This is a genomic window from Nocardia asteroides (genome assembly GCF_900637185.1).
Taxonomy (GTDB): domain Bacteria; phylum Actinomycetota; class Actinomycetes; order Mycobacteriales; family Mycobacteriaceae; genus Nocardia; species Nocardia asteroides.
The window spans coordinates 2,423,501-2,437,268 of sequence record NZ_LR134352.1; the positions used below are offsets into that span (position 1 = coordinate 2,423,501).

A 13,768-nucleotide genomic window follows, 5' to 3' on the forward strand; every position below is an offset into this window, starting at 1 on the left:
GCTGCCGCCGGTGCGCACATCAGCGTCCACAATGCCACTTGCCGACGGCGCCCGCTCACGAGTTTCCGGCCGCGCCGGACACGCGGGCGCCGCCGCGCGCGAGGCGGCGGCGCCGGGCGGATCAGCCCACGGTGACGACGAGTTTGCCCAGGGTCCGATCCGTCTCGCCGATGGCGTGCGCCTTCGCCGCCTCGGCCAGCGGGAACACCCCGGCGATGGTGGGTCGCACGGTCCCCGCGGCGAGCAGGTCGGCGATCGCGGTCATGCCCGCGTGATCGGCCTCCACCAGCATCTCGGTGTAGCGCACGCCCCGGCGCTCGGCGTCGGCGCGCAGTTCCGGGTCGCCGGTCGGCAGGATGCTGACCAGCACGCCGCCGGGGCGCAGCGTCGGCAGCGAGCGGCGGGCGTTCTCGGCGCCGAGGGTGTCCAGCACCACGTCCACCTCGGCGACGGCGGCGGCGAAGTCGACGGTGCGGTAGTCGATCAGTTCGTCGGCGCCGAGCGCGCGCAGATGCTCGTGCTTGTCGGCGCGCGCCGTCCCGATGACGTAGGCGCCGCGGGCCTTGGCGATCTGCACCGCCAGGTGGCCCACTCCGCCGCCTGCCGCGTGGATCAGCACCCGCTGTCCGGACCGCAGATCTGCGGTGTCGACCAGTGCCTGATACGCGGTGAGGGCGGCGAGCGGGGCCGCCCCGGCGACGACGTGGTCGACACCGGCGGGCTTGTGGGCGAAGGCGCGCGCAGGCCCGGTGACGTACTCGGCCAGCGACCCGTGCCCGTGCGGGTAGGGCAGCATGCCGAACACCTCGTCGCCGGGCGCGAACAGGGTGACGCCGAAACCGACCGCCTCGACGATGCCGGAGACGTCCCAGCCGAGCACGAAAGGCGGTGCGGGCAGGAACAATCCGGGCAGCGCGCGGTGTTTCCAGTCGGTCGGGTTGAGCCCGGCCGCGTGTACCCGCACGAGCAGCTGACTCGGGCCGGGGGTGGGGCGGGGCAGTTCGATCTCGCGCAGGACCTCGGGTCCGCCGAGGGTGTCCTGGCTGATGGCGCGCATGGTGTCGGTCATGGGGTCAACGGTGCCGGGCGGCGGCCGTCGAGAAAATGGCATGAAAGTCATCATCCGATAGGATCGTGCCATGCATCGTGTGGTGGTCCTGGCACTCGACGGCGTCTACCCGTTCGAACTCGGTACGCCACAACGCGTGTTCGGCATGCTCGACGACCGGTACGAGGTGCTCACCTGCTCGGCCGACGGCGCATCGGTACGGACCTGCGCCGACTTCCGGATCGCGGTCGAGCACGGGCCCGAGCTGCTGGCCACCGCCGACACGGTGGTGATTCCCGCGTCCGACATCGCCGAGGCGCTCGCCGGGCTCGGCGAGGTGACCAGGGACGCGCTCGCCCGGATCCGGCCCGGCACCCGCATCGTGTCGATCTGCACCGGAGCGTTCATCCTGGCCGCGGCGGGCCTGCTCGACGGCAGGCCCGCGACCACGCACTGGCGGATGGCCGAGGTGTTCCGGCGCCACTTCCCTCGGGTCCGGCTCGACCCCGAGGTCCTGTTCGTCGACGACGGCGACATCCTGACCTCGGCGGGCGCAGCCTCCGGCGTCGACCTGTGCCTGCACATCGTGCGCGCCGACCACGGCAGCGCGGTGGCCAACCACGTGGCCCGCCGCTGCGTGGTCCCGCCGTGGCGCGAGGGCGGGCAGGCCCAGTACATCGAGCAGCCGGTGCCCGATCCGGCGATGGCGAGCACGGCCGCGACCCGGCACTGGGCGCTGGAGAACCTGGTGCTGCCGTTGACCATGGCCGAGCTCGCCCGGCACGCGGGCATGAGCAGCCGGACCTTCGCCCGCCGCTTCGGCGACGAGGTGGGGCTGAGTCCCGGGCGCTGGCTCACCCAGCAGCGCGTAGCGCGCGCCCGTGAACTGCTCGAGGTCAGCGACCTGTCGGTCGAGCAGATCGCGAGCCGGGTCGGCTTCGCCACCGGAACATCGCTGCGCCAGCACTTCCAGGTCGCGGTCGGCGTCGCCCCGCTGGCCTACCGCCGGACGTTTCGCCGCAGCGACGGCGAGCGCGCGAGCGCCTGACCCTTGTTCGGCGCCGAAGGCCGCACGCGTCGCGACCGTGGTCCGGGCCGGCGCGCGGCGCCGGAACCCGGAGCGCGCCACGCCGGAATGTGACCGGTCTCGCGTCGCGGTGACCAGGCCGGATTCGACTTGGGGTCGGCCAGTACAGTTCTTGCGTACCGCGTAGGTAAGTCAATCCAGGATTCGGAGGCTCGACGTTGAAGCATGTGCACGCCGGGAAAGTTCGTGACCTCTACGAGGACGGCGACACCCTGCTGCTCGTCGCCTCCGACCGCGTCTCGGTCTACGACGTCGTCCTGCCGACTCCGATCCCGGAGAAGGGCGCGCTGCTGACGCAGCTGTCCAACTGGTGGTTCGAGTACTTCACCGGCATCCCCAACCACGTGGTCTCGGCGACCGACGTGCCCGCCGAGTTCGCCGGGCGCGGCATCCGGGTCAAGCCGCTGAAGATGGTGCAGGTCGAGTGCATCGCGCGCGGCTACCTGACCGGCTCCGGGCTCAAGGAGTACCAGCAGTCCGGCACCGTCTCCGGCATCGCGCTGCCGCCGGGCCTGCGCGACGGCGACAAGCTGCCCGAGCCGATCTTCACCCCGTCCACCAAGGCCGCCGAGGGCCACGACGAGGCGATCAGCTTCGCCGACGTGGTGAACCAGGAGGGCCGCGAGGTCGCGGAGAAACTGCGCGACCTCACGCTGGAGATCTACTCGCGCGGGGCCGAGCACGCCGCGAAGGCGGGCGTGATCGTCGCCGACACCAAGGTCGAATTCGGCTGGGACGGTGACGTGCTCACCCTCGGCGACGAGGTGCTCACCTCCGACTCCTCGCGCTTCTGGCCCGCCGACGAGTGGGAGCCGGGCCGCGCCCAGCGCTCCTTCGACAAGCAGTTCGTGCGCGACTGGTCCACCTCCACCGGGTGGAACAAGGAGTACCCGGGCCCGGAGATCCCGGCCGATGTGGTCGAGGCGACCCGGCGCAAGTACGAAGAGGCCTACGAACGCGTCACCGGCCGGACCTGGCAGGGTATCCAGGCCTGATCGCTCCCGGCGCCCGCTGACCGTGGGCGCCGGTCCGGTGCGTCAATGCACCGGCGCCGCAACACCTTTCACCTCGCAGATGTGGGCCATGTTGTCGCTGCCCCACGCACCCAGCGTCACCAGGGCCGCGTTGAGCGAGACCCCGAGCTCGGTGAGCGAGTACTCGACCTTCGGCGGCACCTGCGCGTAGATCTCGCGGTGCACGATGCCGTCGTGCTCGAGCTCGCGCAGCTGCTGGATCAGCATCTTCTCCGTCACCCCCGGCACCAGCCGCTTCAGATCGCCGAAACGCTGGGTGCCGGTGGACAGCGCCCACAGGATCAGGGCCTTCCATTTGCCGCCCACGACGTCGAGCGCGGCATCGATACCGCAGGAATACGGGCGCTCTCGCTGCTTCATGCTCGCCTTACTTACTTTTAGGTGAGTACCCGACTTGATAGTCGGTACTTGTGCAGTGTAGCGCTACCGGCGAATCTGGGAGGGCGTCGCCGACCGGTGACGAGAGTTTCGGAGCAAGGGGAGACATGACCAACTCGGCGACGGCACAGCGGGTTTCGGTGCTCGGACTCGGCGCGATGGGCGCCGCGCTGGCCCAGGCGCTGCTGGCGGGCGGCCACGAGGTGACCGTGTGGAATCGCACCGCGGCCAGGGCCGAGCCGCTGGTGTCGGCGGGCGCGCTGCTCGCGGCGAATCCGGCCGAGGCGATGGGCGCGGCCGACCTGGTGATCCTGTGCCTGCTCGACGACGCGGCGGTGCGCGAGCACCTCGAGCCCGCGGCCGACCGGTTGCGCGGGCGCACCGTGGTGAACCTGACCACCACCACGCCCGAGCAGGCGCGCGCACTCGGCCGGTGGGCCGCCGAACGCGAGATCGCGCTGATCGACGGCGGCATCATGGCGGTGCCGTCGATGATCGGCGGGCCGGGGTCGTTCGTGCTCTACAGCGGCGTGCCCGCGGCGTTCGAGCGCTATCGGACGGTGCTCGAGGTCTTCGGCCGGGCCGAGTTCGTCGGCGCGGATCCCGGCGCCGCGGCGATGTACGACGTGTCGATCCTCGGTGGCATGTACGCCATGTTCGCGGCCTTCCAGCAGGGTGGCGCGATGGTTCGCACCACCGGCGGCTCGGCGGCGCGACTCGCGGCCCTGATGGCGCCGTTCCTGCAGGCGATGGCGACCCTGCTCGCCCAGCACGCGCCGGGCATCGACACTCCGGCGGACCACGTTCCGGAACAGAGCGACGAATTCACCGCCGCCGCCATCGACCTGATCGACCAGGCGGCCACCGAATCCGGGACTGCCACCGAGCTTTTCGGTGTCGTGCGCCGAGTGCTGACCGATAGGTGAGACGGCGTGTGGTGACCGGCGACTCCCGGTCACCACACGCTCGCGCGGCTGCCGCGATCCCGCCACTCAGGCGGCGACGAGAGCCGCGGCGAGGAAGTCGTCCACGAAGCCCTCGGCGGTGGCCTCGAACGCCGCGTAGTGCGCGGCCCTGGCATCGCCGCTGATCGCCTCGCCGATCACGAGATTGCCCTCGGCGTCGAGGCTCTGCGGCTGGTCCTCGGCATCGGGAAGCAGACCGACCCGGGAGTCGGCGAAGCCGCTGTAGTACGCCAGGCCCGCGCTGAGCTGGGCTTCGAGCAGCTGCTGCATGCCGGGGACGATGTCGTCGCCCGCGGTGGCTCCGGCCAGGCCGAGCCACAGGATGCGCTTGCCCGCCAGGCGCGGCTTGCTGCGGCCGTAGGCGAAGCCGTAGTTCCAGACGCTGTCGATCCAGCCCTTGAGAGTGGCGGGCACGCTCTGCCAGTACACCGGGAACACCACCACGACCACCTCGGCGGCGAGCAGGCGCGCCATGTGCGCCTCCACGCCGGGGGAGTAGCGCTTGTCGCGATGCCCCCAGTCGGGCTGGTCGGCGACGGTCATCCTGGGGTCGAAACCCTCGGCGTGCAGGTCGAGGAAGTCGATGGTGTAGCCGGCGGCGGTGAGCCGGTCGGCCGCGCGCCGGGCGACGTGGGCCGACAGCGAGTCGGCGCGATGATGGGCGAGCACGACAAGCGCTGTCCGGGTGGCCGATTCGGCCCGCTGGGACGCGACGGGGGTGCTGGGCGACTGCGACACGGTGTTCTCCCTGTTCGATCCTGGTGAGGGGGCTCGAAGCCCCGTGCCTTCGAGTACACCGTGAATCGCGTGGACGATCTATGGGTGATCATCTCGGGTTGATAGGAGTTCGTCTACGCTGGTGGCATGGACCCGTTGAGTTCACTGCTGAGTGGCATCCGCGCCGACGGTTCGGCCCTCGCCCACGCCGTGCTGCACGCGCCCTGGACGATCCACTTCGCCGACCGGGCCCCACTGATCATGATCTGCGTGCTGCGCGGCGGCGGCACCCTGGTGCTCGCCGACGGCTCGCGCACCCGGCTCGGCGCGGGCGACACGGCGGTGGTGCAGGCCGCGGAACCGTTCCGGCTCACCGACACCGACACCGACACCGTCGCAGACCGGCCACCGGTGGAGTACGAGCTGTCCTGCTTCGTGCCCGACGGCTTCGGTCCGTCCGATCTGTCCTGTGCCACCCCGGAATTGATCGAGAAGGCCGCCGAAACCGGTGCGCCCGAGGAGACGTCGATGATCGTCGGTGCCTACCGCGCCTCGGGCCGGCGGCACGAACGGCTCCTGCGCGCCCTGCCGCCGGTGATGGTGGTCGCGGCGGACAGCGATGTCTGTACCTGGCTGGAAGACTCGGCCGCCGAAGCGGTCCGGCACAGCGCGGGCTCACAGGCCATGATGGATCGCCTGCTCGACTGGGCGCTGGTCTGCAACCTGCGTACCTGGCTCGCCGAGCAGCAGCACTGCGCCCCTGCCTGGTACCGGGGAATGGCCGATCCCGTGGTCGGGCCCGCGCTGGAAGCCATCCACGCCAAGCCCTTCCAGCGCTGGACGGTGGCGAGCCTGGCGGCCGAGGCCGCGGTCTCGCGCGCGCTGTTCGCCCGGCGGTTCACCGAGGTGATCGGCGAACCGCCGCTGACCTATCTGACCGAGTGGCGGATGGCCGAGGCCGAGGAACTGCTCGCCGACCCGGCCCGCAGCGTCGCCCAGGTGGCGACCACCGTCGGCTATTCCGACGCGTTCGGGTTCAGCGCGGCGTTCAAGCGGTCCCGGGGTACCAGCCCGACCGAGTTCCGGGCCGCGCTGGTGTAGCTCAGGCGCGCGGGGTCAGCAGGACCAGCGGGATCTCCCTGCTGGTCTTGGTCTGGTAGTCGCCGTAACCCTTGTAGCTCGCCACGACGCGCGGCCACAGTTCGGCACGTTCCTCGGCGGTGGCCACGTGCGCGGTCATCGGCCGGGTCGGGCCCTTCTGCAGCGACACCTCGACATCGGGGTTGTCCCGCAGGTTCAGGAACCAGGCCGGGTGGGTGGGGTCGCCGCCGCGGGAGGCCACCACGACGATGGTGTCGCCGTCGACCACCGGCGCGGTCAGCATCACCGCGCGCGGAGTGCCCGATTTCCGGCCGATCGTGGTGAGTTCGAGCGAGGGCATCCCGAAGATGCTGTTGCCGATCCGGCCACCGCTGACGGCGAGCAGGAATCGGTGACCGGCGTTCATGATCTTCAGCTGCAGATCGCTGGGCATAACCGCAATCTACCCCGGTAAGCCGCGTTCAGCCCAGGTGCTCGGTGAGGCGGGTGAGGAAGGGGCGCTGGCCCTTGCCGAGCTTGTCCTGCGCGGTCAGCGGATCGAACCAGGCGGCGCGGTCGATCTCGGGGAAGGCGGCGATCTTGCCCGAGCGGGGCGGCCACTCCATGTCGAAGGTGCCGGGGACGATCTCGTCCGGGTTCAGGTCGCCCTCGGCCGCCCACACGGTGAGCGTCTTGCGCCTGCCGCCGCTGCCGTACCGGACGTCACCGAGTTCGACCCAGTCCCCGCCCGGCGCGGGCAGGCCCAGTTCCTCGGTGAACTCGCGGGCCGCGGCGGCACGGGCCGCTTCCTCGTCGGGTCGGTACTCGCCCTTGGGAATCGACCACGCCGAGGCGTCCTTCTTCGCCCACAGCGGGCCGCCCATGTGTCCGAGCAGGACCTCGATCCCCGCCTCGCCCCGGCGGTACAGCAGCACGCCCGCGCTGAAAACATCCGTCACGCGGGCAAGTCTGCCAGCCCCGCGGTCAGTCGAGGGCCGCGACGAACCGGCCGAGCAGATCGGCGAAGGCGGCGCGGTCGGTGGCGGACCAGCCGGTCATCGCGCGGTCGAACGCGCCGCGGCGGCGGTCGTGGGCCCGGTCCAGCAGGTCGCGGCCGTGTTCGGTGAGGACCAGCAGCGAGCGGCGGCCGTCGGCCTGGTCGGCCTCCCGGCGCAGCAGTCCCGCGGCGACCGCGCCCGCGACGAGCTTGCTCGCGCGGGGCTGGTCCACGGCCAGCGCGGCGGCCACCGTCGAGACGGTCGGTTCGGTGGCGTCCTCGACCACGTCGAGCACGTCGAAGGACTGCCCGCTCGGCTCGTCCGCCGCGAGCGTGCGCCGCGTCTGCCGCCGCCGGATGGCGATCATCGCCCGTTCGATCCGCTCGACCTCGTCCACGCGCCCATGCTACCTTCGTGCATATACATGCAATAGGACAAGTAGTTGTGATCGGTTATGGAGGTGTGCGATGGTCACGCGCAGATTGATCGGATACCAGGTCAAGCGCCTGGATCAGCTCATCGAGAGCACCTTCGAGCAGGCGATCGCGGAGGTCGGCATGACCCGCCGGGAATGGCAGACGCTGAACACCATCGTCCGGACGCCCGCCGCCGACGCCGACCTGCGGGACGCGTTGCGGCCCTTCTGGGAACGCGGTGCCGAATCGGTCACCGAAGTCACCGCGGTGCTGGCCGACCGGGGGTGGATCGTGCGCGACATGGTCGGCAGGCATGTCGCCACCGAGCTCGGCCGCGCCGCGCACGAACAGGCGACGCGGGCCGTCGGTGTCGTCCGGCAGCGTATGACCGACGGCATCACCCCCGCCGAATTCACCGAGTTCACCGAGACGCTCACGCGCCTGATCGCCAACCTGGAACCGCTCAGCTGAGCTGGTCGGGCCGTCCGGAGGCCGCGATCGGATCTCGCCCGGCGGTCGCGCCGGATTCGCCCGCGCGCAACCGGGCCGCGCGCAGCAGCAGATAGTCGCGTTCGGGGGTGCTCGCCGTCTGGCTCGCGGCCAGCTGGTACTGCGTGACGGCCGCGGCGGCGTCGCCCGCCATCTCGTACAGGTGACCGCGCACCGCGGCGAGGCGGTGGGAGCGGGCCAACGGTGCGGCGACGGACTCGGCCACGGCGAGCCCGGCGGCCGGGCCGTGCACCATGGCGGTCGCCACGGCCCGGTTCAGCGTGACCATCGGATTCGCATTCGCGCGCTCGATCATGGTGTAGAGCACCATGATCCGGGCCCAGTCGGTGTCCTCGACCCGGGCGGCCTGCGCGTGCAGACCCGCGATGGCGGCCTGGATCTGGTAGGTGCCGGTGAGCCCGGCGGGCAGGGTGCCGGTGAGCAGCCGCAGGCCCTCGGTGATCTGGGCGCGGTCCCAGCGGGAGCGGTCCTGTTCGTGCAGCGGGATCAGCTCGCCGTGCGGGCCGGAACGGGCGGCCCGGCGGGCATCGGTGAGCAGCATCAGCGCCAGCAGGCCGGTGACCTCGGTGCTGTCGGGCAGCAGTGCGCGCAGTGCCCTGGTGAGGCGGATCGCCTCGGCCGACAGGTCGGCGCGGCGCAGCCCGGCGCCCGCGGTGCTGGTGTGGCCCTCGGTGAAGATCACGTACAGCACCTGGAGCACCGCGCCGAGCCGCGCGCTGTCGTGCGCGCCGTCGGCGAACGGACGCTCCGACTCGGCGAGCCGCTTCTTGGCGCGGGAGATGCGTTGCGCCATGGTCGCTTCCGGGACCAGGAACGCGGCGGCGATCTCGCCGGTGCTCAGACCGCCGACCGCCCGCAGGGTGAGCGCGATCGCGCCCGCGGGCGGCAGGTCCGGGTGACAGCACAGGAAGTACATGTCCAGGGTGTCGTCCCGGTCGCTCGCCTCGACGGCGACATCGCGGACGAAAACCGTGGTCTCCCTGCGCCGCCGCGCCACCTCGGCGCGCACCGCGTCGGCCATCCGGCGCTGGGCCACCTGGATCAGCCAGCCGCGCGGATTCTCCGGCAGCCCGTCGGCGGCCCACTGGGTGGCCGCGGCCAGCAGCGCGTCCTGCACGGCGTCCTCGGCCAGGTCGAAATCGCCGAACCGGCGGACCAGGACGCCGAGGACCTGCGGGGCGAGCTCGCGCAGCAGGTCCTCGGTGCGGGCCGTGGTCGTCACTCGGCGGGCGCGCTCATGATCTGGCGCACCTCGATGTACTCGCCGATCGGCGCGCCGCCGGGGCCGGGTGCGGCCGAGGCCTGCGCGGCGATCTCGATCGCGCGTTCGGGGGAGTCCACGTCGACAATCCAGTAGCCGGCGAGGAACTCCTTGGTCTCCGGGAAAGGCCCGTCCGTGACCACCGGCGCCGACCGGCCGTCGGAGGATACGATCAGCGCCTGTTCCGGGCCGGCCAGGCCCTGCGCGTCGACCAGTTCGCCCGCGGCGGCGAGCTGTTCACCCAGCGCCCGCTGGAAATCGATGTGGGCGGCGATGTCCTCGGGCGCCCACTCCGGCAGCGGGGTGCGGCAGTGGGCGGTCTCGCCGTAGGTCTTGACCAGCATGTACTTCATCGGATCGCTCCTGGTGTCGGTGGCGCCCTGCGGGCGCGCTCGAGACAGGGTCGGAGCCGACGTGCCGTGTTCGACACATCGACCCCGGCCGTGGATGTGAACTGGGTCACAAGGGAATGTCGGGGTCGGCCAGCCGTTCCGGATCGACGGGTGTGCCCGCCAGGATCAGCTGCTTGATCCGCTCGGTCACATCCCACACATTGACGTTCATCCCCGCGCGCACCCGGTTCTCCGGATCGAGCCAGAACGCGACGAACTCGCGCTCGTCCGGTTCGCCGCGCACCACCACCCGCACGTCGTCGCCGCGGCCGACATAGCCGGTGTACTCCATGCCCACGTCGTACTGATCGCTGAAGAAGTACGGCAGCCGGTCGTAGGAGGCGGACTTGCCGAGCATGGTCAGCGCAGCCACCGCGGGCTGGTTCAGCGCGGTGGCCCAGTGCTCGACGCGCACCCGCCGCCGCAACACCGGATGATCCTGTTCGGCGATGTCGCCCACCGCGACCACGTCCGGGTCGCTCGTGCGCAGGCCGGCGTCCACCAGCACCCCGCCGTCGGTGGCCAGCCCGGCCGCCAGCGCGCCCTCGATGTTGGGTGCGGCGCCCACCGCCACCAGCACCGCCTGCGCGGGCACCACGGTGCCGTCACCGAGTTGCACACCCGTGGCGTCGCCGTCGTCGGTGAGGATCATGTCGACCTTGGTGCCGGTTCGCAGGTCGACGCCACGGGAGCGGTGCAGGTCGGCGTAGAAGGCGCCCATCTCCGGGCCGAGCACGCCGATCAGCGGCAGTTCGGCCGCCTCCAGCACGGTGACCTCCACCTGCCTGGCCCGCGCCTGCGCGGCGACCTCGAGCCCGATCCAGCCCGCCCCGATGATCACCAGCTGCCGACGCGTGCGCAGGATCTGGGCGAGCACATCGGAATCGCCGATCGTGCGCAGGGTGTACACGTTCGGCGCGTCGGCGCCCGGAATGGGCAGGGTGCGCGGGCGGGAACCGGTGGCCAGGGCCAGTTTGTCGTAGGACAGGGTGGACCCGTCGGGCAGCGTCACCGTGTGCGCGACCGGATCGAACGCGGTCGCGGTGGTGCCCAGCCGCAGGTCGATGTGATGATCGCGGTACCAGGATCCCTGGTCGACGGTGAAATCGGGCAGCTGCTGGGTGCCCGCCAGATGCTGTTTCGACAGCGGTGGCCGCTCGTAAGGCAGCTCCTCCTCGGCGGCCAGCACCGTCACCCGGCCGTCGAAGTCGTTGGCGCGCAGGGCTTCGGCGAGCTTGGCTGCGCCGAGTCCGCCGCCGATGACGACGAAATGCTGATTCGAGCTCATGAACGGACTCCTTCTCGCGGACGACCGGACTCCTCGCCCCGAGCCTAGTGCGCGCCACGCCGGACGGGAACGATTCCGAACCTGGCGGGGTTGCACCAACCGGTGGGACCGCATCGGGCCCGACCGTGCTGACTGTCGAGAGGAACAACCGTGAGCGATCAGGCCACGAAGGACGTCGTCGATTTCTGGTTCGATCCGCTGTGCCCGTGGTGCTGGATCACCTCCCGCTGGATCCTCGAGGTGGAGAAGGTGCGTGACATCGAGGCGCGCTTCCACGTGATGAGCCTGTCGGTGCTCAATGAGGGCAAGGACGACCTGCCCGAACGGTATGTCGAGCTGATGTCCGCGGGCTGGGGCCCGGTGCGGGTCGCCATCGCCGCCGCCGAGAAGGCGGGCGAGGAGATCCTGTCGCCGCTCTACACCGCCCTCGGCACGCGCATCCACGAGCGCCGCGAGGAGTACGCGCGCGAGACCACCCAGGAGACCCTGGCCGCGGTCGTCGCCGACGCCCTCGCCGAACTGGACCTGCCCGCCGAGCTCGCCGACGCCGCGACCAGCACCGAGTTCGACGAGGCGCTGCGCGCGAGCCACCACGCCGGCATGGACAAGGTGGGTCCCGATGTGGGCACGCCGACCATCCACGTCAACGGCGTCGCGTTCTTCGGTCCCGTGCTCTCGCGCATTCCGCGCGGCGACGACGCGGGCAAGGTCTGGGACGGCGTCGTCGCGCTGGCCTCCTACCCGCACTTCTTCGAGCTCAAGCGCACCCGCACCGAGGACCCGGTCTTCGACTGAGACACAGCACGGGGTGCCGGAACGATCCGGCACCCCGTTCGCGTCAGCGCACCGGCAGCGGCGGTGACGCGGGCGGCGCCGTGATCGGCGGGTAGCCGCCCGGCGGCGGGATCATGCCCGGCTTCGGCGCGTTCGGGCGCAGGAACATCGGGCCGTGCTTGCTGCGGTCGCGCAGCGCCCACATCCGCCAGGTGAGCACCGGATGGCTCGACATCGCGTTGACCAGCCAGACGAAGCCGCCCTTCTCCACCGCCGCGCGGTCGGCCATCTCGTCGAAACCCACCTGGGCGTTGAGGTATTTGCCCGCGGCCAGCGTGCCCATCGCACCCGGCGCGCCCTGATGACGGTTGCAGAAGCCGTGATTGTCCGCGGTGTACTCCTGCGCGCGGATCAGCGAGGACCCCAGGATCGGCAGCCACGGCGCCACGAACATGCCGAGCTGGCGCCAGTAGGACACATGGCCCGCCGCGATATGGCCCACCTCGTGGCCGACGATGAAGGCCAGCGCGTCGGGATCGCGCGCGGCGCCGCCGATTTCGAACAGATCGCTGTAGACCACGACGAATCGCCGGAACCCGTGCCCGGACGCGAACGCGTTGATCTGGCCGTTGCCGAGCACGACGTAGGCGTCGGGCACCTTGCTCATCCCGAACCGCGCCGCCGCCTCCTGCACCAGGCGATAGCCCTCCGGGAACTGCGTCGGCGACATCTTCACGCCGTTGATCCGCTGGGTCGCGTAATTGAGACCACGGCCGATCCACAGCAGCACCGGCGCGAAGACCAGCAGCAGCACATACGGACTGGTGAGGATCGAATCGGTCTCCACGGTCTGGCCCTTCTCGTCGAGCACCGGCTCGGCGAACAGTTCGGCCAGCAGGATCAGCGCGACGAGCAGATACGCGACGGTGGTGAACATGATCACGACCACCAGCAGCGGGATCTCCCACGAATGCCGGGCCGGCATCCCGAACGGCGACAATCCGCGCGGCTGCTGCCGAGGCGGGACCGGCGGGCCGCCGGGCGGGTAGTACCCCGGCGGGTAACCGCCTTGCGGGACCGGGGGATACGGGCCGGGATACTGCGGCGCCGGCGCGTACGCACCGCTCGGCGGGGCCGGGAAGGCGCCGGTCGGCGGGCCGGGCTGGGCCCACGGGGACGGCTGCGGGGGTGGGGAAGCGATGTCACCGGTGCCCGTGGCCGGCGACGGCGCCGCGTCGGTGGGCCTGCCCGATTGCTCCGGTGGGGGACCTGCCGAATGCGGGGAATGCGGATCGTGCGGGTGCATGAAACGACTCTAAGCGGGCCTGACACAATCGCAGCCATGCGCGTTTACCTGGGTGCCGACCATGCCGGTTTCGAACTGAAGAATCACGTCAAGGCCCATCTGCAGGAGGCCGGACACGATGTCGTCGACTGCGGAGCTCTCGAATACGACGCTCTCGACGACTACCCCGCCTTCTGCATCGAGGCGGCCCGGCGCACCGTGGCCGACCCGGGCTCGCTGGGCCTGGTCTTCGGCGGCAGCGGCAACGGCGAGCAGATCGCCGCCAACAAGGTGCCCGGCGCCCGGTGCGCGCTGGCCTGGAGCGTGGAGACCGCCAAGCTGGCCCGCGAGCACAACAACGCCCAGCTGATCGGCATCGGCGGCCGCATGCACACCACCGCCGAGGCGCTGGCCATCGTCGACGCCTTCCTCGCCCAGGCGTGGTCGGAGGAGCCGCGCCACCAGCGCCGCATCGACATCCTCGCCGACTACGAGAAGTCCGGCGAAGCGCCCGCGGTCCCCGCGTACTGAGGAA

Annotated in this window: 17 protein-coding genes; 7 read left to right on the top strand and 10 right to left on the bottom strand. The window is 71.1% G+C overall.

Annotated elements, in window-relative coordinates:
• Window positions 1–121 precede the first annotated feature (121 nt).
• The gene (locus EL493_RS11330; RefSeq protein WP_019045737.1) at window positions 122–1,069 is read right to left on the bottom strand and encodes an NADP-dependent oxidoreductase; all 948 of its coding nucleotides are present in this window, start codon (window positions 1,067–1,069) and stop codon (window positions 122–124) included.
• A 70-nt stretch (window positions 1,070–1,139) separates the two neighbouring features.
• Here EL493_RS11330 and EL493_RS11335 point away from each other — a divergent pair, with 70 nt between their 5' ends.
• A complete protein-coding gene (locus EL493_RS11335; RefSeq protein ID WP_019045738.1) occupies window positions 1,140–2,096 on the top strand; it encodes a GlxA family transcriptional regulator in 957 nt (318 codons plus the stop codon).
• A gap of 197 nt (window positions 2,097–2,293) precedes the next feature.
• On the top strand, window positions 2,294–3,130 hold the full coding sequence (locus EL493_RS11340) for a phosphoribosylaminoimidazolesuccinocarboxamide synthase (protein WP_022567169.1): 837 nt from the start codon (window positions 2,294–2,296) through the stop codon (window positions 3,128–3,130).
• A gap of 42 nt (window positions 3,131–3,172) precedes the next feature.
• On the opposite strand, the gene EL493_RS11345 is transcribed toward EL493_RS11340, so the two are convergent.
• Window positions 3,173–3,529, bottom strand: a complete 357-nt coding sequence (locus tag EL493_RS11345; protein WP_022567170.1) for a winged helix-turn-helix transcriptional regulator — start codon at window positions 3,527–3,529, stop codon at window positions 3,173–3,175.
• Between the two features lie 125 nt (window positions 3,530–3,654).
• Between EL493_RS11345 and EL493_RS11350 the strand changes: the two genes are divergently transcribed.
• Window positions 3,655–4,473, top strand: coding sequence for an NAD(P)-dependent oxidoreductase (locus EL493_RS11350; RefSeq protein WP_019045741.1), 819 nt, complete (start codon window positions 3,655–3,657; stop codon window positions 4,471–4,473).
• 66 nt (window positions 4,474–4,539) lie between these two features.
• On the opposite strand, the gene EL493_RS11355 is transcribed toward EL493_RS11350, so the two are convergent.
• Complete coding sequence (locus EL493_RS11355; protein ID WP_019045742.1) at window positions 4,540–5,250, bottom strand: NAD(P)H oxidoreductase; 711 nt, start codon at window positions 5,248–5,250, stop codon at window positions 4,540–4,542.
• Between the two features lie 126 nt (window positions 5,251–5,376).
• On the opposite strand from EL493_RS11355, the gene EL493_RS11360 reads away from it, so the two are divergent.
• The gene (locus EL493_RS11360) at window positions 5,377–6,330 is read left to right on the top strand and encodes an AraC family transcriptional regulator (RefSeq protein ID WP_019045743.1); all 954 of its coding nucleotides are present in this window, start codon (window positions 5,377–5,379) and stop codon (window positions 6,328–6,330) included.
• 1 nt (window position 6,331) lies between these two features.
• Here EL493_RS11360 and EL493_RS11365 read toward each other — a convergent pair whose 3' ends face one another.
• From EL493_RS11365 to EL493_RS11375, 3 genes are read right to left on the bottom strand one after another with little or no spacing between them, the layout of a single operon-like run.
• Window positions 6,332–6,763 (bottom strand): nitroreductase family deazaflavin-dependent oxidoreductase, encoded by a 432-nt coding sequence (locus EL493_RS11365; RefSeq protein WP_019045744.1) that lies wholly within the window; start codon window positions 6,761–6,763, stop codon window positions 6,332–6,334.
• A gap of 28 nt (window positions 6,764–6,791) precedes the next feature.
• Window positions 6,792–7,268 carry an NUDIX domain-containing protein gene (locus EL493_RS11370; RefSeq protein WP_019045745.1) on the bottom strand — a complete coding sequence of 159 codons (477 nt, stop codon included), beginning with the start codon at window positions 7,266–7,268 and terminating at the stop codon, window positions 6,792–6,794.
• Window positions 7,269–7,293: 25 nt separating this feature from the next.
• Entirely contained in the window at window positions 7,294–7,704 is a 411-nt protein-coding gene (locus EL493_RS11375) for a MarR family winged helix-turn-helix transcriptional regulator (protein WP_019045746.1), read from the bottom strand.
• Window positions 7,705–7,774: 70 nt separating this feature from the next.
• Here EL493_RS11375 and EL493_RS11380 point away from each other — a divergent pair, with 70 nt between their 5' ends.
• Entirely contained in the window at window positions 7,775–8,194 is a 420-nt protein-coding gene (locus EL493_RS11380) for a MarR family winged helix-turn-helix transcriptional regulator (protein WP_019045747.1), read from the top strand.
• On the opposite strand, the gene EL493_RS11385 is transcribed toward EL493_RS11380, so the two are convergent.
• From EL493_RS11385 to EL493_RS11395, 3 genes are all read right to left on the bottom strand, one after another.
• On the bottom strand, window positions 8,187–9,455 hold the full coding sequence (locus tag EL493_RS11385) for an RNA polymerase sigma factor (protein ID WP_019045748.1): 1,269 nt from the start codon (window positions 9,453–9,455) through the stop codon (window positions 8,187–8,189). The genes EL493_RS11380 and EL493_RS11385 overlap by 8 nt on opposite strands.
• On the bottom strand, window positions 9,452–9,847 hold the full coding sequence (locus tag EL493_RS11390; protein WP_019045749.1) for a YciI family protein: 396 nt from the start codon (window positions 9,845–9,847) through the stop codon (window positions 9,452–9,454). Before EL493_RS11390 ends, EL493_RS11385 begins: the two co-directional genes overlap by 4 nt.
• 106 nt (window positions 9,848–9,953) lie before the next feature.
• Window positions 9,954–11,174 carry an NAD(P)/FAD-dependent oxidoreductase gene (locus EL493_RS11395; RefSeq protein WP_019045750.1) on the bottom strand — a complete coding sequence of 407 codons (1,221 nt, stop codon included), beginning with the start codon at window positions 11,172–11,174 and terminating at the stop codon, window positions 9,954–9,956.
• A 150-nt stretch (window positions 11,175–11,324) separates the two neighbouring features.
• Between EL493_RS11395 and EL493_RS11400 the strand changes: the two genes are divergently transcribed.
• Entirely contained in the window at window positions 11,325–11,969 is a 645-nt protein-coding gene (locus EL493_RS11400) for a mycothiol-dependent nitroreductase Rv2466c family protein (protein ID WP_019045751.1), read from the top strand.
• 43 nt (window positions 11,970–12,012) lie between these two features.
• On the opposite strand, the gene EL493_RS11405 is transcribed toward EL493_RS11400, so the two are convergent.
• On the bottom strand, window positions 12,013–13,254 hold the full coding sequence (locus EL493_RS11405) for a M48 family metallopeptidase (RefSeq protein ID WP_022567171.1): 1,242 nt from the start codon (window positions 13,252–13,254) through the stop codon (window positions 12,013–12,015).
• A gap of 36 nt (window positions 13,255–13,290) precedes the next feature.
• On the opposite strand from EL493_RS11405, the gene EL493_RS11410 reads away from it, so the two are divergent.
• Window positions 13,291–13,764 (top strand): ribose-5-phosphate isomerase, encoded by a 474-nt coding sequence (locus EL493_RS11410; RefSeq protein ID WP_019045753.1) that lies wholly within the window; start codon window positions 13,291–13,293, stop codon window positions 13,762–13,764.
• The last annotated feature ends 4 nt before the right edge of the window (window positions 13,765–13,768 follow it).